We start from the raw sequence: 21046 nt of genomic DNA, 5'->3' as shown, positions 1-21046 counted from the left end.
TCCGAGCCACCACACGCCGACAGAAGCAGTGCGGCCGACAGTCCTGTCGCCGCCAATGCCATCTGGTGCCGCTTCATCGCAGTACCGCCTTCATGCCTTCGGGAAAACAGGACCGTTGGTGAGGGTTTGGTCGCGCTAAACCCATGCACTCGCTTGCGCAAAACTGTTCGCAACACGGATTTGAAGAAAACTCTTGAGCAACAGCGAGCATTTTGCGGACTCGCCGTGTCGGCAGTCAACACCTCGACGGAAGAAAGGTCTACACCAATCCTGAGATTCCGAGGAGGGGTCGAGGAAGTTTGCAGAGCAATTCGTTACCCATGCGGGACCCATCCGTGCGCGCATGCTGAGGAACCGACACAGACGGTGTCGGTTCGATCTCACGAATGGTCTATCGGGTTGGTTGGCGAACGGATATGCGAACGCCCGGGACGCGTGGTCGCACGTCCCGGGCGAACGGGTGCTTCGGGGGCGCCGGGCGGGTCCGGCGCGCGGGCTCAGACCCGGATCACCCGCACGCCCGCGTCGACGAAGGCGGCGGTGGCCTCCTCGGGTGCCGAGGTGTCGGTCACCAGGACGCCGATGCGATCCAGCGGGCAGATCCGGGCGAACGCGCGGCGCCCGAGCTTGGACGAGTCCGCGGCCACCACCACCCGACCGGCGCCGGCGGCCATCAACTGGTTGATGCTCGCCTCGCCCTCGTGGTGGGCACTCGCGCCGTGCTCGACGTCGATCGCGTCGACGCCCAGGATCGCCACGTCCAGGGCCACCTCGCGCAGGATGCCGGTGGCCAACGGGCCGATCAGTTCGTAGGACTGGGTGCGGGCCACGCCGCCGGTGACGACGATCTTCACGTGCCGCCGTACGGCCAGCTCGCCCGCGATGTTGAGCGCGTTGGTGACGATCGTGAACGCCTGCGCGTTCGAGTCGCCCTCGGTGTGCAGGTCGGCCCGGGCGACCAGGGCACGGGCCACCTCGGTCATCGTGGTGCCGCCGTTGAGCCCGATCGTCTCGCCCGGCTTGACCAGCGCCGCGGCGGCCTGCGCGATGCGCTGCTTCTCGGACGCGTGCCGGGCGGTCTTGTAGCGCAGCGGCAGGTCGTAGGAGACCGCGTGCGCGACCGCGCCGCCCCGCGTGCGGGTCAGCATCTGCTGCTGCGCGAGCTGATCCAGGTCGCGCCGGATCGTCGCGGGCGAGACATCCAGTTCCGAGGCCACGTCCTCGACCTCGAGCCGACCGTGCTTGGCCAACAGCTCGAGAAGCGCACCCCACCGCTCGTAACGGCTCACCCGTGACCTCCGCCCTGTCCGACAGCCCTGGCCGACTCGCGTCGGATCGTTCCGGACATCCTCGCGGGCGCCCCACACGTGTCGAGCGTCGGGGTTTCCGTGAGCCTGCGCTCACTGAACGATGCTGTTGCATGTTCATGTTTTCAACTGCTATCCAGTGAGCACAAACGCGCATTCACGGATCCACCCGCCCTCGGGCTCACAATCTGCCCCACCTACCAGACGCGAGACGCCGATGCCGCACGTGAACACCCCGCCGTCCGACCTGTCCGGCGCGGACTGCGTCGTCGCACTCGACGTCGGCGGTACCGACATCAAGGGCGGCGTGGTCGACGCGGGCGGCAACCTCGTCTACAGCGAGCGACGGCCCACCGGCCGCACGCACGGCCCGAACGCGGTGGTCGCGGGCATCGTCGACTTCGCCGCGGCGCTGCGCGAGCGGGCGGTGGAACTGGGCGGCGTGCCACGCGCGGCCGGGGTCGTGGTGCCGGGGATCGTGGACGACCCGGCGGGCGTCGCGGTGTGGTCGGCCAGCATCCAGTGGCGCGAGGTGCCGCTGCGCGCGCTGATCGCGGACCGGCTCGGTCTACCGGCTGCTTTGAGCCACGACGTGCGCACCGGCGCGCTGGCCGAGGGCCGGCTCGGGGCGGGTCGCGATTGCGACAACTTCCTGTTCGTGGCGATCGGCACCGGGCTCGCCTCGGTGCTCGTGTTGAACGGCCGCCCCTACCCGGGCGCGCATGGACAGGCGGGCGAGATCGGCCACATCACGGTGCGGCCGGGCGGTGGCAGGTGTACGTGCGGTGCGGTCGGCTGTCTGGAGGCGCACTTCTCCGGGCCCGCCATCGCGCACGCGTTCGCCGAGGCCGCGCCGGGTGACGATCCGCCGCTGAGCGCGGCCCAGGTGGTCGCCCGGGTGGCCGCCGGCGACCGGGTCGCGGCCGCCGTGTGGGGGCAGGGCCTGTCCGCGTTCGCGGACGGCCTGCTCACCGGACTCGCGCTGTACGACCCGAAGTTGCTGGTCATCGGCGGCGGTCTCTCGCTCGCCGGGGAACAGTTGTTCAACCCCCTGCGGACGCTGCTCGCCGAGCGCGCCGTGGTTCAACACGTACCGCCGCTGGTGACCGCGGCGCTCGGAGACGAGGCCGGTTGCCGAGGCGCCGGTCTGATCGCGTGGGACACCTTGGAGGTGCGCGGGTGACGGTGCTCGGCAATGCGCGAGTGGTGCTGCCCTCCGGGGTGGTCGAGGGCGCTTCGGTGGGCGTGGTCGGTGATCGCATCGCCTTCGCGGGCCCGGGCCTGCCGGCCGGTCCGGAGCCGGCGGTCGACGTCGCGGGCGGCTGGATCGTGCCCGGCTTCGTGGACATGCACGTACACGGCGGCGGGGGCGGTTCGTACACCTCCGGCGACCCGGACGAGGCGCTGCGGGTGGCCGAATTCCATCGCTCGCACGGCACCACGACCACGGTCGCGAGTCTGGTCACCGCCTCCCCCGCGGACCTGCTGCGGATCGTGACCGAGTTGGCCCCGCTCGTGCACGACGGCAGGCTGGCCGGGCTGCACCTGGAGGGCCCGTACCTGAGCGCGGCCCGCTGCGGCGCGCACGACCCGACCCAGTTGCGCGCGCCCGACCGGGACGAGGTCACCGCGCTGCTGAAGGCGGGCAGCGGCGCGATCCGGATGCTCACGCTGGCGCCCGAACTGCCCGGCGGCATCGAGTTGGTGCGCCGACTGGCGGACGAGGGGGTGATCGCCGCGGTGGGGCACACCGACGGCACCCACCGCGAGACGCGCGCGGCGCTGGCCGCGGGCGCGAGTGTGGCCACCCACCTGTTCAACGCGATGCGCAGCGTGCACCACCGCGAGCCGGGACCGGTCACCGCGCTGCTCCAGGACAGCGACGCGGTGGTCGAGTTGATCAACGACGGCGTGCACCTGCACTCCAGCGTGGTCAATCTGGCCTACGCGAGCGCCGGGCCGGATCGGGTCGCGTTCATCACCGACGCGATGGGCGCGGCGGGCATGCCGGACGGCGTGTACCCGCTGGGGGTGATGACCGTGGACGTGGTCGACGGGGTGGCCCGGCTGGCCGACGGCGACTCGATCGCGGGCAGCACGCTGACCCTGGACCGGGCGCTGCGCAACGGCGTCGCAGGCGGCCTGCCGATCGCCGACGTGGTCCGCTCGCTGTCCGCCACCCCCGCCCGGGCATTGGGCATCGCCGATCGGGTCGGCACCCTGGAGCCGGGCAAGCGGGCCGACCTGGTGGTGCTCGACGACGCGCTGCGGGTGCGCGCCGTGATGGCCGGCGGCGCGTGGGTGGACGACCGCCGCCCGTGACCGAACCGGCCGGCCGCCCCGAAGTCGGGGCGGCCGGCGCTCGGTTGGACCTGGAGGCGCGCCCGCCGGCACTCAGTTGGGCGGGTAGCGCTTTGCCCAGGAGGTATCGCCCGCCTCGGGCCCGTGCAGCGTGGTGCCCTGGGTCATCTCCATCGCGAAGTCGTCGGCCAACTCCAGGATGGCGCCCCGGCCTTCGAGCTCGGCGACCAGGTCCGCGGGCAGCACGGTGTCGCCGTGCATGGCGCCCAGCAGGTTGCCGCAGATCGACCCGGTCGAGTCGCTGTCGCCGCCGTGGTTGACCGCGAGCAGCAGTCCGGTGCGCATGTCCGGCGCCACCAGCGCGCAGTACAGACCGATCGACAGCGCCTCTTCGGCCGTCCAGCCCTGGCCCAGCGCCTCGACCCGCTCGGCCGAGGGCACGCCGGCGCGGACCGCGGCCAGCGCCGCCTCGATCGCCTGCGCCGTCTCGGCGTGCTCGGGACGGGACTTCACCAACTCCAGCGCCACCCGCACACCCTCCTCCAGCGGCGCGCCCTGCATGACCGCGTGCACGATCACCGCGAACGCGCCCGCCGACAGATAGCCGGTGGGGTGACCGTGCGTCAGCACCGCGCACTCCACCGCGAGTTGGAAGACCAGCTCGGGACGCCAGCCGACCAACAGGCCGAACGGCGCCGAGCGCATCACCGCCCCGCACCCCTTGGAATCGGGGTTCTTCGGCCGCTCCAGCGTGCCCATCACGCTCTCGTCCTCCAGCCCGCGCAGGCACGCGGATCCGGGCGCACGCGAGCTGTACAGCCACTCCTCGCGGACCAACCAGCCCTCGTCCTTGCGCTCGTCCGGCCCCCACTCGCTCTGCGTCGCCTTCCAGCGCAGATACGCTCCGTGCAGATCGGTCGGCGGATGCCAGGCGCCGGTGTCCCGGCGCACGTGCGCGCGGATCAGACCCTCCACCGTGAACAACGTCATCTGCGTGTCGTCGGTGATCGCGCCGTGCCGGTGATACGCCGTCACATACCCGACGACCCCGTCGGGCCCGTGCTGTTCGCGGATTTCCGCAAGACTGAGGAACTCGATGCCGGCGCCGAGCGCGTCACCGATCGCCCCTCCGACCAGGCACCCCCGTACTCGCGCCCGAAAGTCTTGCAGCCGGTCTCTGGACCAGAGTGCGGCCATGTGTGTACTCCCCTCCCCCGACACCCCACGGCAGCGTACCCGCGGCAAGTCACCAAGGGGTCGCACACGCGTCCGACGACCCGGTCGGGGCAGCGTCGGCGAGCGGGCACCGGCCGGCCTCCGTCGCGGTACCCGACTCCTATCCACCGCGAAGGAATGAGTATCCACCGGGACGGGACGAGTCCCGGTCCGTCTCGGGCGGGAGCGCCGCGCTCGTGGGGGCATGATCGGGTCGGAGGATAGGCTGCCGTCCCGAGGTGCAGGCCCCGACGAGTCCGGCAACCGTGTCCGGCCCGATCGATCCGCGGCGGCCCACTCGCCTCGGTGCTCGAGTCAGCCGATCCGGAAGCCGACCAACGCTCCCGGATCTCATCGAACGGGACCGCTTGGTGGACGTAATGTCGGATCATTCGGCGCACGACGTGGCGCGTTCGCCCGTGTCCGGAAAAGGATCCGCCGGCCCGGCGGTCGGCCGTGCGGATCGCCGATCGTGGTCGATCATCGGCGAACTGTGCTGTGCGGCGGCGGTTGCGGTCGCGACCAGCCTTCCGCTCCAGTACCTGATCACCCACGCCGGGCTGCCCCGGCCGCGGATCATGGTCGGACCGGACAAGTCGCAGACCCTCTCCAAGTCCTTGATCCCGTTGGAGTTCGCCAGTCTCGGTGCCCTCGCGCTGCTCGGCGCGATCGCCTTCCTGATCCTGCGCGGCGGGAAGCGGCCACTGCTGCGCACCGTGCTGACCTGGGTCTTGCTGACCGCGCTGCCGACGATCGTGCTCGCGCTGCCGCTGTACGCGACCAAGTGGTACTACGGCGGACTCGCGGGCGACAACTCGTTCCGCAGCCAGTACCTGACCCGGATGACCGACTCGCCTCGGCTGTCCGACATGAACTACGAGAACACGCCCCCGCTGTACCCCACGGGCTGGTTCTGGCTCGGCGGACGCTTCGCGAACCTGTTCGGCCTGGCGGGCTGGGAGGCCTACAAGCCGTTCACCATCCTGACCGCGGGTGTCACGGTCGCCCTCGCGTTCACGTTGTGGAGTGCGATCGTCTCCCGTCCGATGGCCATCGCGCTGAGCACCGCGACCACGCTGGTGGGATTGTCCGGGATGTCGCCGGCGGTGAACGAGGGCTACGCGTGGGTCGTCACCGCACTGGCCCCGCCGGTCGTGGTCGCCATCGCGCACATGCTGGCCCGAGGCGGCCGGGACGCCCACCGCGACCGCCGGCCGAAGAACCTCGGCGTGCTCCTGGGCATCGGGGTCTTCCTCGGCATCTCCGCGCTGTTCTACACGCTGATCACCGGCTTCCTCACGCTGGTGATCCTCGGATCCGCCGTGGTCGGGCTGGTGCTCGACCGCAGGCGTTCGGCCCGGATCCCGAACCCGCGCGGCGCGCCTGCGTCCGGCTACACGCTCGGTACGGTGCTCGGCCGACTGCTGCCGATCGCGGGCGCGGCGGCGGTGCTCATCCTCCCGGTGTGGCTCCCGTACCTGCTCGAAGCGGTCCGCCAGGGGATGCCCAGGAACGCGGCGCAGCACTACCTCTTTCCCGAGGGGGCGACCTTCGCCACACCGATGTTGGACTTCACGCCGATCGGCGTGCTGTGTCTGATCGGCGTGGTCTGGTTGATCTGGGCGGTCGGAGCCGGCGACATCATCGCGCGCGGGCTCGCGATCGGCGTCGTCGGTTGCTACACGTGGTCGGTCTTCTCCTTCGCCGCGGGTGTCGCGGACACCACCCTGCTGACCTTCCGGGTGACCCCGATCCTGGAGCTCTGTCTGGCCGCCGCGGGGGTGTTCGGGCTCGCTGCCGGGCTGCGGGAGATCCGGGCCAGGGCGACCGAGCCGAGGATCGCGCGCACCGCGCTCGCCGTGGTCACCGTGCTCGCCGTGGCGTCGGGCGTCGTGGTGGCCCAGCAGTTCGCCCGCTCCGACCGGGGTTCGTTGGACCAGGCCCTGGGCGAGCCCTATCCGGACGGTCACGAGCCACGGATCCGGGACGAACCGCCGACCGGCGACACCCTCGCGGCGCTGGAACTGGACCGCATGGTCTTCCGGGCCATCGCCGATGCCACGAAGAACAAGGCGCCGAACAAGACGGTCCTGCTCACGGACAACTACCGACTGCTCGCGATAAAGCCCTACTGGGGCTTCCTGGCCTACATCCCGCAATACTCCAACCCGCTGGGCGAGTTGGACGCGCGCCAGAAGGAGGTCGCCCGTTGGGCCGCCGCCGACTCGGCACAGGATCTGATCAAGCGGATGAAGGCCAGTCCATGGCGTGCCCCGGACGTGATGCTCCTGCGCGCCGAGGCGGACGGGTACCACGCGCGCATGGTCGTCGACGCGTTCCCGATGTCGCCCGAGAACCAGTGGCGCGACGTGGTGTTCCCCAAGAAGCTCATCGACCCCGCGGTGTTCAACCTGAAGAAGGTCGGACCCTTCACCCTGGTGTCGCCGCGCTGAACCCGTACCCGTAGTGCCCGGACACGATCGCGCCCGCCGCCCCTGCGCAAGGGGGCGGCGGGCGCGATCGTCGGTCCACGGGTCGGCCGGATCAGCCCAGGATCGGGAGCATGATGCGTTCGACGTCGGCGTCGTGGCGGCGGGCCACTTCCTGGCGCTCGGGGCTCACCTCGCCGTAGGTGGTGGTGCGCTGGCGGGCTCGGCGGCCCAGGGAGGCGGCCATCGCCTCGAGTTCGGCGATGGACTTCTTGGAGCCGTTGTCGGCGCCCGCCATCCGGGAGATGGTCTCCTCCATGAGCGTGCCGCCCATGTCGTTCGCGCCGCCTTCGAGCATCAGGTTGGTGCCCTCGACGCCGAGCTTGACCCAGCTCGTCTGGATGTTGTCGATCTTGCCGTGCAGCAGGATCCGGGCCATCGCGTGCACGGCGCGGTTGTCCCGCAGGGTCGGGCCCGGGCGGGCGATGCCGGCCAGGTAGACCGGCGCGTTGGTGTGCACGAACGGCAGCGTGACGAACTCGGTGAAGCCGCCCGTCTCGTCCTGGATCCGGCCGAGCAGGCGCAAGTGGCCCAGCCAGTGCGAGGGGGTGTCCACGTGGCCGTACATCATCGTCGACGAGCTGCGGATACCCAGCTCGTGTGCGGTCTTGACCACCTCGACCCAGGTCGCGGCGGGCAGCTTGCCCTTGGTCAGGATCCAGCGCACGTCGTCGTCGAGGATCTCGGCGGCGGTGCCGGGGATGGTGTCCAGGCCCGCCTCCTTGGCGGCGGTCAGCCAGTCCCGGATGGACATCCCGGTGCGGGTCGCGCCGTTGGCCACCTCCATCGGCGAGAACGCGTGCACGTGCATGTCCGGCACCCGCTTCTTGACCTCGCGCGCGATGTCGAAGTAGGCGGTGCCGGGCAGGTCCGGGTGGATGCCGCCCTGCATGCAGACCTCGGTCGCGCCGACCGCCCACGCCTGTTCGGCCCGCTCGCCCACCTGGTCCAGGGAGAGGGTGTACGCGTCCGCGTCGGTGCGTCGCTGGGCGAACGCGCAGAATCGGCAGCCGGTGTAGCACACGTTGGTGAAGTTGATGTTCCGGTTGACGATGTAGGTGATCTCGTCACCGTTCACCTCGCGACGCAAGTCGTCCGCGATCCGGCCGAGTTCGTCCATCGCGACGCCGTCGCAGTGGAACAGCGCGAGGGCCTGGTCGTCGGTCAGCCGGGTCGGGTCGGCGGCGGCCTGGGAGAGCGCCGCCCGGACCTCCGCGTCGAGCCGGACCACCGATCCGGTGGCGGCGTCGGCGACCTGTTCGCGCAGCGACTCCCAGTCGCCGTACACGTTGTCGAAGTCGTCGCGGCGGTCGCTGGTGCGGCCGACGGTGTCGATGCTCACGTGCAGGTCGGTGCGGCCGGACGCGGCGGCGAAGATGTCCTCGGGTTCCTGCCACGGCAGGCCCTCCGGGCACTTGCCCTCGATCGCGAGCCCGGTCTCCGGGTCGGACAGCGCGCGCACGTGCGGCAACACCCGGGGGTCCACCCACGGCTCGCCGCGCAGGATCACCTCGGGGTAGACGTTGAGCCGCTCGCGCAGCGCAAAACCCGCCTCGGCGGTCCGCTCGGCGAGGAACTCGATCTGCGGCCAGGCGAGTTCGGGGTTGACGTGGTCGGGGGTGAGCGGCGATACGCCGCCCCAGTCGTCGATGCCGGCCGCGATCATCAGCGCGTACTGGTCACCGATCAGGTTCGGCGGGGCCTGAATCCGGACCTTGGGCCCGAGCACGAGCCGGGAGACGGCGATCGCGGCGGCCAGCTCGACCAGGTCGGCGTCCGGCGTCGAGCGCATCGCGGTGTCCGGCTTGGCGCGGAAGTTCTGCAGGATGATCTCCTGGATCGAGCCGTACTGCCGGGCGACCTTGCGCATCGCGAAGATCGACTCGGCCCGCTCGGTCATGTTCTCGCCGATGCCGATCAGCAGACCGGTGGTGAACGGGACGTTCGAGCGCCCGGCGTCCTCCAGCACCCGCAGGCGTACGGCCGGCTCCTTGTCCGGCGAGCCGTGATGCGGGCCGCCGGGCTCGGACCACAGTCGGGTCGCGGTGGTCTCCAGCATCATCCCCATCGACGCGCTGACCGGCTTGAGCCGCTGGAAGTCGGTCCAGGAGAGCACCCCGGGGTTGAGATGCGGCAGCAGGCCGGTCTCCTCCAACACCCGCACCGACATCGCCCGCACGTACGAGAGCGTGTCGTCGTACCCGTGCGCGTCCAGCCACTCGCGTGCCTCGGGCCAGCGGTCCTCGGGCCGGTCCCCCAGCGTGAACAGCGCTTCCTTGCAGCCGAGCGCGGCCCCCTCGCGGGCGATCTTCAGCACCTCGTCGGGGCTGAGGAACATCCCGTGGCCCTCGCGCCGGAGCTTGCCGGGGACGGTGACGAAGGTGCAGTAGTTGCAGCGGTCCCGGCACAACCGGGTCAGCGGGATGAACACTTTTCGGCTGTAGGTGATCATCCCGCCGCGGCCCACCGCCTCCAGCCCGGCATCGCGCACGCGCGCGGCCGACCGGCTCAGGTCCGCCAGGTCCGCGTCGCGCGCGTGCAGGAGCACGGCCGCTTCCGAGACGTCGAGCATGACCCCGTCTCGGGCTCGTCGCAGCGCGCGCCGCATCGAACTCTCGGTGGGACGTCCCTCGTTGGGGGTCGGGGTCATGCGACACCTCGCTGTCGTCGCTGTTGCTCGGGCCTGATCGGCGGGCCGACCGCACCACGTACGCTCCGACCGGCCGACAAACGGGAGCCGACGCGACGCCGTCCCCCGAACAGACCAAGGGTAGGCGTGCTCGATCGAGGGCATCGGGACTCGTGTCGCACGTCACGTGGGTGGTGCGGGCTGCGACGGGTCCGGCCGCCGAACCCCGGACTGTGCCATTCGGGTGACCTTCGATCGACTCGGTCGTTGGACTGTTCGAACCAGACAAGGACCGTGCCGGTGGCCGTGGAGGGTGTCACAATCGGGGCAGGTCGGGGCGACAGGAAGGCGGTGCTACCCATGGCGGCTCTCCCCGCGCAGTCGCACGTCCAGCCCTGGACTGTGGACGAGTGGATCGCTCTCAACGAGGCATCACCGGACGGCAGCCGATACGAGCTCGTCGACGGGAGCGTGCTGATGAGCCCGCCGCCATCCATGCGGCACCAGTTCGCGGGTGACCAACTCCGGATGTTCCTGCACGCTGCGGCACCACCCGACTTCATTGCGGTCACCGCGTCCGGCATCCCGATGGGGAACCAGACCGGCCTGATCCCGGACGTGCTCGTCGTCGATCGTTCCGCGCTCGCCGGCGGGATCAAGATGCCCGATCCGTCGCAGGTCCACCTGGTCGTCGAAATCGTCTCGCCGTCGACGACCACGACCGACCGCACCCTCAAGCCCGCCAAGTACGCCGCTGCCGGCATCCTGCACTTCTGGCGCTTGGAGACGGCACGATTTCGCGGACTCGGACTCGATCGACTACCGGTGCTGTTCACCTACACGCTCGACGCCGAGGGCGAGTATCAACTGACCCGCCGCCTTGCGGCGGGCACCACCACTCGGATCGAGGAATCCTTCCCCGTCGAACTCGATCCCGCCGACCTCGTCGCGTAGACCGCCCTCGCACGATCCGCCTCCACCGGGCATGGAGCGGCGGCGTACGGGAGGACCCCCGCACGCCGCCGAGTTCTCGACGGGTCAGACCGAGACGGTGACCGTGTCCTTGCCGGAGCGCAGCAGTGTGCCGTTGGCGGCGCCGGTGGTCTCGCCGTCGCGGATGGTCTCCACGCCGTTGACCCGGACGCTGACCACGCCGGTCGACTCGCTGGTCAGTCGGGGGCTGTCACCGGGCAGGTCGTGCATCAGCCGGGCCGGGCCGGAGCCGACGGTTGCCGGGTCGAACAGGACCAGGTCGGCGTGGAAGCCCTCGGCGATCCGACCCCGGTCCTTGAGGCCGAACAGCTCGGCGGGCTCTGTGGTGAGCATCTGCACCGCGCGCTCCAGCGAGACCAGCTTGCGGCCGCGCAGCATGTCGCCCAGGAAGCGCGTGGTGTAGGTGGCGCCGCACATCCGGTCCAGGTGCGCGCCGGCGTCCGAACCGCCAAGGATCACGTGCTCGTTGTCCCACACCTGCTGCCGCAGGTCCCATGAGGCCTGGTCGTTGTCGGTGGGCATCGGCCACAACACCGTACGCAGGTCGTCGTTGATGCAGATCTCGACGAGCGTCCAGAAGTCGTCCTGGCCGCGCTCCTTGGCGATGTCCGCGACCACCCGGCCGGACAGGCCCTCGTTCGCCTCGGAGTAGGTGTCGCCGATCACGTAGCGGCCGAAGTCGGCGAGCCGGCGGAAGACGCCCGCCTCGGGGCTGTCCGCGTTGCGCAGCATCTCCGCGCGCACCTCGGGGTCGCGCAGCTTGGCGATCCGCTCGGGCACCGGCAGGGACAGGATCGGGCCCCAGCCCGGGATCAGGTTGAGCGCGCAGTAGGTCAGGAAGGACATGTTCATCGGGACCAGGACCGGCATGGTCAGGATGACGATCCGCCCGCCGGCCTCCTTGGCCTTCTCCGACGCGTAGATCTGGCGCGGCGCGCGGTCGGGCGCGGCGGCGTCGACGGTGAGCACGTTCCAGTTCATCGGCCGGCCGGCCGTGGTGGTCATCTTGACCAGCAGGTCGATTTCCTCATCCGAGAACTTGTCCAGACAGCCGGCGACGATGACCTCGAGCTGAGTGCCCTCGTGCTTGCCGACCTCCTCGCACAGCGCCAGGATCTCGGCCGGCGTCGCGGCTCGCGAGGGAACCGGGTTGCCGTCGCCGTCGGTGTGGTTGGACTGGCCGGTGGAGAAGCCGAGCGCGCCGGCCTCCATCGCCTTGCCCAGTTCGGTCACCATCGCCGCGACCTGCTCGGGCGTGGCCTCCTTGCCGACCGAGTCGGCGCCCATCACGTAGCGGCGGATCGCGCAGTGCCCGGCCATGAAGCCGGCGTTCACCGCGATCTTGCCCTCCAGCTTGTCCAGGTACTGGGCGAAGGTCTCCCAGCTCCAGTCCACGCCGTTCTCCAGCGCGGGCAACGCCATGCCCTCGACCTTGGCCATCATCCGACGGGTGTAGTCGGCGTCCTCGGCCTTGAGCGGCGCGAGCGTGAAGCCGCAGTTGCCGCCGATGATCGTGGTCACGCCGTGGTTCACCGAGGGCGTGGCGTACGGGTCCCAGTGCAACTGGGCGTCGTAGTGGGTGTGCGGGTCGACGAACCCGGGAGCCAGGATCAGACCCTCGGCGTTCTCGGTGCTCGCGGCCTCTTCGGTTATGCCGCCGGCGGGGGTGACCGCGACGATCCGGCCGTCCCTGATGCCCACGTCACCGAGGAAGGACGGCGCGCCCGTCCCGTCGACGACGGTGGCTCCGGTGATGACGTGGTCCAGCATGGCGAAGCTCCTTCTGCCCTCGATGTTGCCCGCGAACGCGGCCGGTCGCATGCCCGCGCATACCCGACCCCGCCCACCCACGAAACTGATGGTACGTCAGATAATCGAGGTCGCCAGGGGCCGGCGCGGGATGAGACGGGGCTCACCACAGTCATGCCTTGGCGGCATATCCCACCGGTGGATCCGCGCGGCTCGCAACGGCCTCCCGCAACCGCTCAGAAGAGCTTCACGCCCGCCATCCACCCGCCGTCGACCACGATGTGGGTGCCCGTCATGTACGAGCTGTCGGCGCTCGTCAGGAACAGCGCGGCGGAGGCGATCTCGTCCGGCTCGCCGATTCGGGCCAGAGGTATGCCGCCGAACACCTCACTCACCGGGTCCGGCTCGCCCGGCGCCGGAGTGGGTGCGGTCAGGCCCTCGATGTCGGCCGGATTGGTCATCGGCGTGCGCACGCCGCCCGGGCAGATCGCGTTCACCCGGATCCGCGGTCCGGCCTCCAGCGCGGCCACCCGGGTCATCGCGAGCACCGCGCCCTTGGTCGAGGCGTACGCGACCAGCCCCTCCATGCCGGCCAGCCCGGCATAGGACGCGATGTTCACGATCGTGCCCGGACCATCCGTCGCGCGGATCGCCGGGAGCGCGGTCTTCATGCCCAGGAACGTGCCGAGCTGGTTCACCTCGACGATCCGCAGGTATGCCGCCCGGGACATCTCCTCGATCGGGTCGAAGGCCAGGATCCCGGCGTTGTTGACCAGCCCGTCGAGCCTGCCGAACGTGTCGACCGCGGTGTGCACCGCGCGCTGCCAGTCGTCCTCGTCCGACACGTCCAGGTGTACGTAGCGGGCCGCGTCGCCGATCCCCTTCGCCGCCGCCTCGCCCGCTTCGTCGAGGATGTCGGCGAGTACGACCCGCGCGCCCTCGGCCGCGAACAGGCGGGCCTCCACCACGCCCTGCCCGCGCGCCGCACCGGTGATCAGGACCACCCTGCCGTCCAGCTTGCCCATACCGAACTTCCTTTCGGAGAACCGAGACTGATGGAACGTCAGAGCATCTGCGCGTCGGGCCGGCGGGACGAGGCCGGCACGCGGGGTCAGGACAGGTGCGGCGCGACCTCGGCGGCGAACCGGGCGATCTGGTCGAGCAACTCGGCCAGGTCCCGGCTGCGGAAGCGCACCTGGATCTGGTTCGCGCCCTGCTCGCCGTACCAGCGCAGCGACTCGGCGAGCTTGTCCGGGCTGCCGGTGAGGGTGTTCGCGCCGACATCCCAGCCGGCTTCGCCCACGTAGAGGAGCTCGGTGATCGCACCGATGTCCAGTCGCTCGTCCGCGCGGCCGAACTCCTCCTGGTAGCGCCGAAGTTCGGCCAGCTGATCGGGGTACGTCGCGCGCGGGCTGCCCTGCGGCAGCCAGCCGTCGCCGTACTTGGCGACCCGCTTGAGCGCGGCGCCGGCCGAGCCGCCGATCCAGATCGGCGGACGCGGGGTCTGCACCGGACGCGGCAGCGCGCCCATGTCGCTGACCTGCCAGCGCTCGCCCGAGAAGGTCACGTACTCGTCCCGCAGCGCGAGGTCGAGCAGTTCCAGTGCCTCGTTGAGCGCCTTGCCCCGGGTCTTGAAGTCCACCCCGAGCATCTCGAACTCGGCCTCGACGTGACCGGCGCCGGCGCCGACGATCGCGCGACCCTTGGAGATCCGGTCCAGCGTCGCGAACGCCTTGGCGGACATCATCGGATGCCGGTAGGCGAGAACCGACACGTGACTGATCAGCCGGATCCGCTCGGTGATGCCCGCGAGCCAGCCGAGCGTGGTCATCGTGTCCCACCACTCGGTGCCCATCGCACCGGCGTGGCTGCGCGGGATCGCGGTGTGGTCGCAGACCGCGATGTACGCGAAGCCGGCCCGATCGCAGGCCTGTGCGATCTCACCCAGCTCGTCCGGCCCCGAGGTCTCCTCCCATGCCTCCGCGTACAGCTTGCTCTGCGACTGGATGGGCAGCTGCATGCCGACGTGCAGGGTGCCCGGGGGCAGGATCGCGGCCATGAAAATGCCTCCGAGGGATCGAGGGAGATCGTTGGACTGTGGCGAACGCGTGTCACATACTCCGATCTAACGGGTCGTCAGACAAGGCCGAAGTACCGCTCCTGGAGGAACCGGACCGTGATCAACACCACCGACCCGAGCATCGACGAGGCCGAGGTGCGGATGCGGCTCGACGTCGAGGAGGACACCGGCATCGCGGTGCTCACGTTGTGTCGACCGGACAAGCTCAACGCGTGGAGCTGGGAGGCGACCCGACAGTTGGGCATCATGGCCGACCGGATCCGCTTCGACGAACGGGTCCGCGTGGTGTTGCTCCGAGCCGAGGGGCGCGCGTTCTGCGCGGGCATCGACGTGACCGCGCCCGGCGGTGCGATCACCGGCCGCTCCGGCGCGGAACGCACCCGCAACTACTACGAGGGCCTGCGCTGGGTGCACGAGCGCTTCCGCACCTTCGCCCGGCTGCCGCAGCCGGTGATCGCCGCCGTCCAGGGCTACTGCCTGGGCTTCGGCTTCGAACTCGCGCTGATGGCGGACATCCGGATCGCGGCCGACGACGCCCGGTTCGCGCTGCCCGAGGCGCAGATCGGTGTCGCGGTGGACGCGGGCGGCGACATCCGCATCGCCCGCGAGGCGGGCGCCGGCTGGGCCAAACTCCTGTCCCTGACCGGCCGCCGCATCGACGCCGCCCTGGCCGAACGCCTGAACCTGGTCCAGGAGGTGGTCCCGGTGGCGGACCTGGACCACACCGCCCGCACCCTGGCCGAAGAGATAGCCGCCAACGCCCCATTGGCCGTCCAGGGCATCAAACGCAGCATCGACACCTTCGCCGACGCCAACCTCGACGCGGCCCTGGGCCTCACGGCCATGTCCGCGGCCCTGACCCTGGTCTCCGAAGACTCGGTAGCCGGTTACGCAGCCAAGGCAGCCCGCAAACCAGCCGAATTCGAAGGCAAATAAACCCACCCAAAAACCCCGAACGCCCCCAACCCCAAGCAACCCACCCAACACAGCACAGCCGCCCCGACCCGATCAACTCAGCCGACCCAATCAGCCCGGCCGGCGCATGAGGCCAAGTAGCCCGGCCGGCGCATGAGGCCAAACAGCCCGGCCGGCGCTTGAGGCCACCTAGGCCGGAGGCCAGGTCACCCCAGCCCGGCCGGCGCTTGAGGCCACCTAGGCCGAAGGCCAGGTCACCCCAGCCCGGCCGGCGCATGAGGCCAAGCAGCCGGCCGGCACGAGGCCAAACCCCCACCCCCGCGTCAGCGGCGAACCGCCTCCTCCGCAGCCCGCGCCCGAAGCTCGAACTTCAACACCTTCCCGCCCGGATTCCGCGGCAACTCGGTGACGAACTCGACCGCCCGAGGCACCTTGTAGTTCGCCATCTCCTGCCGGCAGAACGCGATGACCTCCTCGGCCGTGACCTCCGCCCCCGGCCGCAGCAGCAGGTACGCCTTGCCCACCTCACCCATCCGCGCGTCCGGAACGCCCACCACCGCGGCCTCCGAGATCGCCGGATGCCCCGCGAGCACCGACTCGATCTCCGCCGGGTAGGCGTTGAAGCCGCCGACGATGAACATGTCCTTGATCCGGTCGGTGATCCGCAGGTTGCCGTGCTCGTCCAGCACGCCCACGTCGCCCGTGTGCAGCCAGCCGTCCGCGTCGATCGCCTTGGCGGTCTCCTCCGGGTCCTCGAAGTAGCCCTTCATCACGTTGTAACCGCGCACCCACACCTCGCCGGACTCGCCGACGGCGGTCGGCTTCCCGTCCGCGTCCACGGTGACCACCTCGACCCCGGGGATGGCCCGCCCGGACGTGGACGAGATGACCTCGGCCGAGTCGCCCTGCCGGCACATGGTGGCCGTACCGCACGACTCGGTCAGCCCGTACGCGGTGAGCACCGAGTCGAAGCCCAGTTCCCCGGCCATCCGGGTGACCAGGGACAGCGGCACCGCCGCCGCGCCGGTGACCGCCAGACGCAGCGAGGACAGGTCGTACTTGCCCGTCCCCTCGCGCGCCACCGCGTCCAGGAGCGACGTGTAGATCGTCGGCGCGCCCGGCAGCACGGTGACCTTCTCCTGCTGGATCACCGCCATCGTGGCGTCCAGGTCGAAGACCGCCTGCGGGAGCATCGTGGCGCCCTTGATCAGGCTCGCGATGATCCCGGCCTTGTACCCGAAGGTGTGGAAGAACGGGCTGACGATGAGATACCGGTCGCCCTCGGTGACACCGACCACCGACGCCCACGTGTCGAACACGCGCAGCGTCTGCGCCTGGGTGGTCATCACACCCTTGGGCTGCCCGGTGGTGCCGGAGGTGAAGATGATGTCGCCGATGTCGTCCGCGCCGACGCTCGCCTTGCGGGCGTCCACCTCGGCGGCGGTGATCCGCTCGCCGCCGGCCAGGAAGTCCGCCCACGCGACGCAGTCGTCCGGCGCGGTGTCCGCGAGCACGACCACCCGGCTCAGCTCGGGCAGGTCCGCGAAGGCCCGGCCCTCGGCCGCGCCGCCGGCCGCCTGACGGAGCATCCCGACGTAGGACGAGCCGAGGAAGGTGCCCGAGACGAACAGCAGCTTGGCGTGCGTCTTGGCCAGCACGAACTTGGCCTCGGCACCCTTGTACCGGGTGTTCATCGGCACCACGACCGCGCCCGCGGTCAACGCGCCGAGCGCGGACACGATCCAGTCCAGCGAGTTCGGCGCCCAGATGCCGACCCGGTCGCCCTTGTCCACGCCAGCCGCGACGACCGCCGCCGCGGCACGCCGGACGCGGTCCCGCAGTTCGACGTAGTCGACCCGTACATTGCCGTCCACCACGGCCTCACGGTCACCGAAGCGGTCCGCCGCGCTGTCCACGAGGGCAGGGATGCTCCCCCACTCAAGGTCCCCTTGCATGATCGCTCCCGGTGAGGCCAGAGGTTGATTGAACCTGACGGTACGTCAGATCATGGCGGCGAGGGAAGCGGCATCACGGCGATCGAGACGCAGACCACCGCGACGTGGTGGTCACCGATGATTGAGGGCTGAGGCATGCGCAAGTTCGAGACGCTGGGCTACGAGCAGGAGAACGGCGTCGCATGGGTGACGTTGAACCGCCCGGACCGGCACAACGCGTTCGACGTCACGATGATCGACGAGCTGCACACCGTGTGGCGTGAGCTGCGCCACGACGACGACGTGCGCTGCGTGGTGCTCACCGGCGCGGGCGACAAGGCGTTCTGTACCGGCATCGACCGGGGCGTGGACATCCCACAGCCGTCGTCGCCGTACATGATGGACGACCCGATGCTCAGGATCGGGCCGAAGTTCTCCGACCTGTGGAAGCCGGTCATCATCGCGGTCAACGGGATGGCCTGCGGCGGCGCGTTCTACCTGCTCGGCGAGTGCGAGTTCGTGATCGCGGCGGAGGAGGCGACCTTCTTCGACCCGCACACCACGTACGGCATGGTCTCCGGATTCGAGTCCATGCACCTGGCCCAGCGCATGCCGCTGGGCGAGGTCATGCGGCTCACCCTGCTGGGCAACGCGGAGCGGATGAGCGCCAAACGCGCCTATGAGACCGGGCTGGTGTCGCAGGTGGTGCCCGCCGCCGAGCTCTTGGACACCGCGCGCTGGGCCGCCGAGACGATCGCCTCCTACCCGCCGCACGGCGTACAGGGCTCGGTCCGCTCGATCTGGGCCGCCCGCGACCTGACCCGCGCACAGGCGCTCACCATGGCCCCGCACATGATCGAACTGGGCAACCTGGACTGGTCCGAGCAGGCCGGCCTGTTCCAGACCCGGAGCAAGGAGTACCGGATCCGCTGAGGGCGTGCCGAGGCCCCCCCGACCCGCTCGCGCGGATCGGGGGCTCGGCCGGACGACGGCCGCCCTGTTGCGTCGTCGGGCTGTGGGGCTCGAAGGGCCGGGGTGCTCGAAAGGCCGGGGCCGGAAGGCCGCGGGTCGGAAGGTCGTGCGGCTCAGAAGGTGGGCGTGGTCGGGGCCGGTGACGCCCCCAGCAGGTCCGTCGCGACCCGGTCGCGGTGTGCGCCCGTGTCGCCCCACGCGCTGCACAGGGCCCACGCGCGCTTCATGAAGAGCTGGAGGTCGTGCTCCTCGGTGTAGCCGATCGCGCCGTGCACCTGGAGGCAGTTGCGGGCCGCGAGGTCGGCCGCCTCGCTCGCGTAGATCTTCGCCATCGACACGTCGCGGTCCGCCGAGGGCAGGTCGCGAGCGAGCGAGTAGGCCGCGCGCAGCACCACCGGGCGGGCGAACTCCAGCCTGATCAGCACGTTGGCCAGGTGGTGCTGGACCGACTGGTGGGTGCCGATCAGCACGCCGCGCTGGACCCGCTGCTTGGCGTAGTCCACCGTCATGTCCAGCATCCGTCGGGTCAGGCCGAGCAGTTGTGCCGCCGCGCCGAGCGCACCGCGGTTCGCCGCACGGGCCAGCGCCCGGTGGGCATCGGAGGCCACCAGAGTCTGGTCGGTCGGCCGGAAACCGACGGTGTGGAGCTTGCGGCTGCGGTCGACCGAGCGTTGTGCGGTGAGTTCGCAGTCGCCCGGCTCGACCACGTGCAGCTCGCCGTTGTCCAGCCCGATCACCAGCAGGTCGGCCGCCGCCGCCTCGACCGCGAGCCGCTGCCCCGGCAGCAGCACCGACGCGGTGGCCTGCCCCGCGGCGATCTTCGCCAACCATCCGGCGTCGGGGGCGAACTCGGCGAGCAGGCCGACCGCGACCGCCGATTCGAGCAGCGGTTCGGGTAGCGCCGCGTAGCCGGTCTCGACCAGCACGGCGGCGAGTTCCTCGTCGCCCATGCCCAGGCCGTCGTACTCCTCGGGGACCACGATGCCGGTCACGCCGACCTTGGCGAGTTCGGCCCAGCGCTCGGAGATCGCGCTGTCGGCGTCCCACGCGGCGCGTACGTGTGCGGTGGTGCACCGGTCGGCGAGGAATTCGCGGACCGTGTCGCGGAACAGTTCCTGGTCTTCGGTGTATGCGAGGCGCATCGTCGGAATCCTTCTACTTCGCTCGGGGCAGGCCGAGGATGCGTTCGGCGATCGTGTTCCGCTGGATCTCGTTGGTGCCGGCGTAGATCGGCCCGCCGAGCGCGAACAGGAAGCCGTCCAACCAGCCGCCGTCGCCGTCGTCCAGTTCGCCCGCCTCGCCGAGCAGGCGCAGCGCGGTCGCGTGCAGCTCGACGTCCATCTCGGACCAGAAGACCTTGTTGATCGAGGAGTCCGCGCCGATCGCGCCGCCCGCCTGAAGCTTGGTGACGGTGCCGAAGGTGAACAGCCGGTACGCCTCGGCGTCCATCCACGCGCGCACCACCGCGTCCCGCTCGGCCGGGCGCGGGTCCCGCCGGTACAGGTCCAGCAGCCGGTTCGCCGGTGCCACGAAGCGGCCCGGGCTGCGCAGGTTGAGCCCGCGCTCGCTGCCGGTGGTGGCGATCATGATCTTCCAGCCCTCGTTCACCCCGCCGAGCACGTCGGCGTCGGGCACGAAGACGTTGTCCAGGAAGACCTCGGCGAAGCCGGGCTCCCCGTCCAGTTGCGGGATCGGCCGCACGGTCACGCCCTCGGCGGCGAGGTCGACCATGAAGTAGGTCAGGCCGCGGTGGCGCTGCGCGTCGGGATCGGTGCGGAACAGGCCGAACAGGCGGTGTCCGTAGGTGCCCCGCGAGCTCCAGATCTTCTGCCCGTTCAGCAGCCACCCGCCGCGCTCGTCGTCCCGGTCGGCGCGCGAGCGCACGTTGGCCAGGTCGGAGCCGGCCTCCGGCTCGGACCAGCCCTGGACCCAGATCTCCTCACCGGAGGCCATCTTCGGCAGGTAGCGGTCCTGCTGCTCCTTGCTGCCGAACTCGAAGACGGTCGGCGCGAACAGGAAGATGCCGTTCTGGCTGACCCGGCCGGGGGCGCCCGCGCGGTAGTACTCCTCCTCGAAGATCAGCCATTCGGTCAGGCCGGCCTCGCGCCCGCCGTACTCCTTCGGCCAGGACACCACCGCCCAGCGCGCGTCGAAGAGCTTGCGCTCCCACGCCTGGTGGGCCGTGAAGCCCTCCCGCGTGTCCATCGACGGCAGTGGCTCGGCGGGCACGTTGGCGGCCAGCCATGCGCGCACCTCCCGGCGGAACTCCTGCTCCTGCTCGGTGAATTCGAGATCCACTGGGCGACTCCCTCGACGGGTGTGAGACCGAGGACACACAGGTCGAAACCCGGTCGGACACGGGTAGCATAACTGACGGGTCGTCAGGTTAGCTGTTGCACGCGGTGTGGCGACACCGTAAGCGGCGTGCGATCGGACACGCGGGCGGGCTTTTCGGCCCACCG

The 21046-nt window shown here is 70.5% G+C and carries 15 protein-coding genes; 6 read left to right on the top strand and 9 right to left on the bottom strand.

The features are described 5' to 3' along the window. Positions 1 to 497: 497 nt before the first annotated feature. A complete protein-coding gene (locus ACIRL2_RS25055; protein WP_395867020.1) occupies positions 498 to 1289 on the bottom strand; it encodes a DeoR/GlpR family DNA-binding transcription regulator in 792 nt (263 codons plus the stop codon). A gap of 244 nt (positions 1290 to 1533) precedes the next feature. Here ACIRL2_RS25055 and ACIRL2_RS25050 point away from each other — a divergent pair, with 244 nt between their 5' ends. Both ACIRL2_RS25050 and nagA read left to right on the top strand, forming a co-directional pair. Further along, positions 1534 to 2490, top strand: coding sequence for an ROK family protein (locus ACIRL2_RS25050; RefSeq protein WP_395867018.1), 957 nt, complete (start codon positions 1534 to 1536; stop codon positions 2488 to 2490). Next, positions 2487 to 3629 carry an N-acetylglucosamine-6-phosphate deacetylase gene (gene nagA, locus ACIRL2_RS25045; protein WP_395867016.1) on the top strand — a complete coding sequence of 381 codons (1143 nt, stop codon included), beginning with the start codon at positions 2487 to 2489 and terminating at the stop codon, positions 3627 to 3629. Before ACIRL2_RS25050 ends, nagA begins: the two co-directional genes overlap by 4 nt. Positions 3630 to 3701: 72 nt before the next feature. Here the strand turns inward: nagA and ACIRL2_RS25040 are convergent, their stop codons facing one another. After that, a complete protein-coding gene (locus ACIRL2_RS25040; RefSeq protein WP_395867014.1) occupies positions 3702 to 4805 on the bottom strand; it encodes an ADP-ribosylglycohydrolase family protein in 1104 nt (367 codons plus the stop codon). A 437-nt stretch (positions 4806 to 5242) separates the two neighbouring features. Here ACIRL2_RS25040 and ACIRL2_RS25035 point away from each other — a divergent pair, with 437 nt between their 5' ends. Next, a complete protein-coding gene (locus tag ACIRL2_RS25035) occupies positions 5243 to 7276 on the top strand; it encodes an arabinofuranosyltransferase (RefSeq protein WP_395867013.1) in 2034 nt (677 codons plus the stop codon). A gap of 91 nt (positions 7277 to 7367) precedes the next feature. Here ACIRL2_RS25035 and ACIRL2_RS25030 read toward each other — a convergent pair whose 3' ends face one another. Beyond that, positions 7368 to 9962: a bifunctional FO biosynthesis protein CofGH gene (locus ACIRL2_RS25030; protein ID WP_395867011.1), complete on the bottom strand. Its 2595-nt coding sequence runs from the start codon at positions 9960 to 9962 to the stop codon at positions 7368 to 7370. Between the two features lie 339 nt (positions 9963 to 10301). Between ACIRL2_RS25030 and ACIRL2_RS25025 the strand changes: the two genes are divergently transcribed. After that, complete coding sequence (locus ACIRL2_RS25025) at positions 10302 to 10895, top strand: Uma2 family endonuclease (RefSeq protein WP_402234606.1); 594 nt, start codon at positions 10302 to 10304, stop codon at positions 10893 to 10895. Between the two features lie 84 nt (positions 10896 to 10979). On the opposite strand, the gene ACIRL2_RS25020 is transcribed toward ACIRL2_RS25025, so the two are convergent. The 3 genes from ACIRL2_RS25020 to ACIRL2_RS25010 all read right to left on the bottom strand — a co-directional run bounded on the left by ACIRL2_RS25020 (position 10980) and on the right by ACIRL2_RS25010 (position 14742). Beyond that, positions 10980 to 12704 (bottom strand): amidohydrolase family protein, encoded by a 1725-nt coding sequence (locus ACIRL2_RS25020; RefSeq protein ID WP_402234621.1) that lies wholly within the window; start codon positions 12702 to 12704, stop codon positions 10980 to 10982. A gap of 215 nt (positions 12705 to 12919) precedes the next feature. Then, complete coding sequence (locus tag ACIRL2_RS25015) at positions 12920 to 13708, bottom strand: glucose 1-dehydrogenase (RefSeq protein WP_402234604.1); 789 nt, start codon at positions 13706 to 13708, stop codon at positions 12920 to 12922. Between the two features lie 86 nt (positions 13709 to 13794). Then, positions 13795 to 14742: a TIGR03619 family F420-dependent LLM class oxidoreductase gene (locus ACIRL2_RS25010; RefSeq protein WP_395867007.1), complete on the bottom strand. Its 948-nt coding sequence runs from the start codon at positions 14740 to 14742 to the stop codon at positions 13795 to 13797. Between the two features lie 117 nt (positions 14743 to 14859). Between ACIRL2_RS25010 and ACIRL2_RS25005 the strand changes: the two genes are divergently transcribed. Beyond that, on the top strand, positions 14860 to 15699 hold the full coding sequence (locus ACIRL2_RS25005; protein WP_402234602.1) for an enoyl-CoA hydratase/isomerase family protein: 840 nt from the start codon (positions 14860 to 14862) through the stop codon (positions 15697 to 15699). Between the two features lie 302 nt (positions 15700 to 16001). Here the strand turns inward: ACIRL2_RS25005 and ACIRL2_RS25000 are convergent, their stop codons facing one another. Then, complete coding sequence (locus ACIRL2_RS25000) at positions 16002 to 17633, bottom strand: FadD3 family acyl-CoA ligase (RefSeq protein WP_402234600.1); 1632 nt, start codon at positions 17631 to 17633, stop codon at positions 16002 to 16004. Between the two features lie 135 nt (positions 17634 to 17768). Between ACIRL2_RS25000 and ACIRL2_RS24995 the strand changes: the two genes are divergently transcribed. After that, positions 17769 to 18545, top strand: a complete 777-nt coding sequence (locus tag ACIRL2_RS24995; protein ID WP_395867002.1) for an enoyl-CoA hydratase/isomerase family protein — start codon at positions 17769 to 17771, stop codon at positions 18543 to 18545. Positions 18546 to 18697: 152 nt separating this feature from the next. Here ACIRL2_RS24995 and ACIRL2_RS24990 read toward each other — a convergent pair whose 3' ends face one another. Both ACIRL2_RS24990 and ACIRL2_RS24985 read right to left on the bottom strand, forming a co-directional pair. Beyond that, positions 18698 to 19726: an acyl-CoA dehydrogenase family protein gene (locus ACIRL2_RS24990; protein ID WP_395867000.1), complete on the bottom strand. Its 1029-nt coding sequence runs from the start codon at positions 19724 to 19726 to the stop codon at positions 18698 to 18700. A gap of 13 nt (positions 19727 to 19739) precedes the next feature. After that, positions 19740 to 20882: an acyl-CoA dehydrogenase family protein gene (locus ACIRL2_RS24985; protein ID WP_395866999.1), complete on the bottom strand. Its 1143-nt coding sequence runs from the start codon at positions 20880 to 20882 to the stop codon at positions 19740 to 19742. Positions 20883 to 21046: the final 164 nt, after the last annotated feature.

The organism is Embleya sp. NPDC127516 (genome assembly GCF_044765325.1).
Lineage (GTDB): Bacteria > Actinomycetota > Actinomycetes > Streptomycetales > Streptomycetaceae > Embleya.
This window is presented reverse-complemented; position numbering and strand designations above follow the sequence as displayed.